The 1301-nt window shown below is 48.4% G+C and carries 3 protein-coding genes; all 3 read right to left on the bottom strand.

What is annotated here, in order from left to right; all coding sequences use genetic code 11:
- Window positions 1-121 precede the first annotated feature (121 nt).
- The gene (locus ABYP33_RS19300; protein WP_373092994.1) at window positions 122-577 is read right to left on the bottom strand and encodes a hypothetical protein; all 456 of its coding nucleotides are present in this window, start codon (window positions 575-577) and stop codon (window positions 122-124) included.
- A gap of 393 nt (window positions 578-970) precedes the next feature.
- Entirely contained in the window at window positions 971-1165 is a 195-nt protein-coding gene (locus tag ABYP33_RS19295; RefSeq protein ID WP_373092992.1) for a hypothetical protein, read from the bottom strand.
- Window positions 1162-1301 (bottom strand): hypothetical protein (locus tag ABYP33_RS19290; protein WP_373092996.1); only part of this gene is annotated, 140 nt, incomplete at its 5' end. The genes ABYP33_RS19295 and ABYP33_RS19290, both read right to left, overlap by 4 nt.

Here is a 1301-nt window from a genome sequence, read left to right as displayed (position 1 = left end):
TGCTTGGCGCTAAAAACCTGCCCCCAAGTCCTCTTTATTACAGGCAGTCCGTGTTTCGTCCCGTCTATTACAATCCGCTTTCTTATCCGGCGGTGCTTGTCATAATATGGCTTTGTTCGCATCACCCCACCTCCTGCTGTTTGAGGGCTTGCACACCTAACGCCACAAGGACATCGCTTGTATGTTTTGACTTCAACCCAAACCTCGATGCTGCGGCCTGCATTTCGTGGTAAACATCGCCCTGATTGTTACCAAGGTGTGCGCCTTGCCGCTTGCGTATATAGTCGGTAAGCGCTGCATACTGGTTGTGCGTTTTGCGCAAAGCCTCCCGCGCCTGCTCTAGCTGCTCTTCTAGCTTTTTTATCTTGAGCGACTTAGCATCATCTTTGAGCAATAAACCAGTAATCGCCCGCTTAAGGTCGTCGTGTGAATTTCTGAAATTCTCTAGCTGCTCAAGGGTGGATACAAGTCGGCGCTGTGTTTCCATCTCCGCGTGTATGGGATCGTCGTAAGTTTTGACAAGATACTCCTGAAACCTTAACCGCTCCCGCTCCTCCTCCAAATTCAATACATCCACACCAACCCCTCCTTGTTGCAATCTATGTTTAAAATCTCGCCACCACTGGAAACAACCACCACCGGCCTATCGCACGGCTCTACAACTCTAGCCGTTCGCCCCTCGTGGCAACCCGATAAGGCAATTATAATAAATACTACTATTATTTTATACGCCATCATTAGACCCTTTAGTTATAAGAAGCGTCTCCCTTATCTCCCCGCATCTCGGACAGTACCAACAAACGAGCCGATTCTCGTGCGCATTCACTACTGGTTCCATCCGGTGACGCGAGCAGGTGCTTAACTTCTCTGTTCGGGTCGGTTGCTCTGTTTTCGGGTCTGAGGGTTTTGACACGTTCGGGCCACTCTGTTATCTGTTGGTAGATGTTGCTCATGTCTGCTTGCCAGATGTTCATTTTGAAACCTCCATAATTTTTTTATACAAGCCGGGGGAAACCATTATTAAATACTGCTCATCTCGCAATAATCGGCTTTCACAAACAGGCATATTGGACAATAACCTAGCAACATAATACTCTCGATCAATTCTCTCAGACTCGGCCTTTTCTGCTTGATCTATTAAAAGCTTAAAGTCTATTTCACTCATTCCCCGCCCTCCTCATACCGATACAAAAACGACTTAACACGCGCATTGTCATCCTGGCGGCACTCTGCGGGGACTGTTTTGACCTCCCCGCCCTTTTCAAGATACTCCGCAACCTGCGCCTCAATCTGGGCGCGCA

Source organism: Zhongshania sp. (genome assembly GCF_041584495.1).
In the GTDB taxonomy this organism is placed as follows: Bacteria; Pseudomonadota; Gammaproteobacteria; order Pseudomonadales; family Spongiibacteraceae; genus Spongiibacter.
Note: the sequence above shows the minus strand (reverse complement) of the source record. Positions and strands in the feature narration are given on the sequence as shown.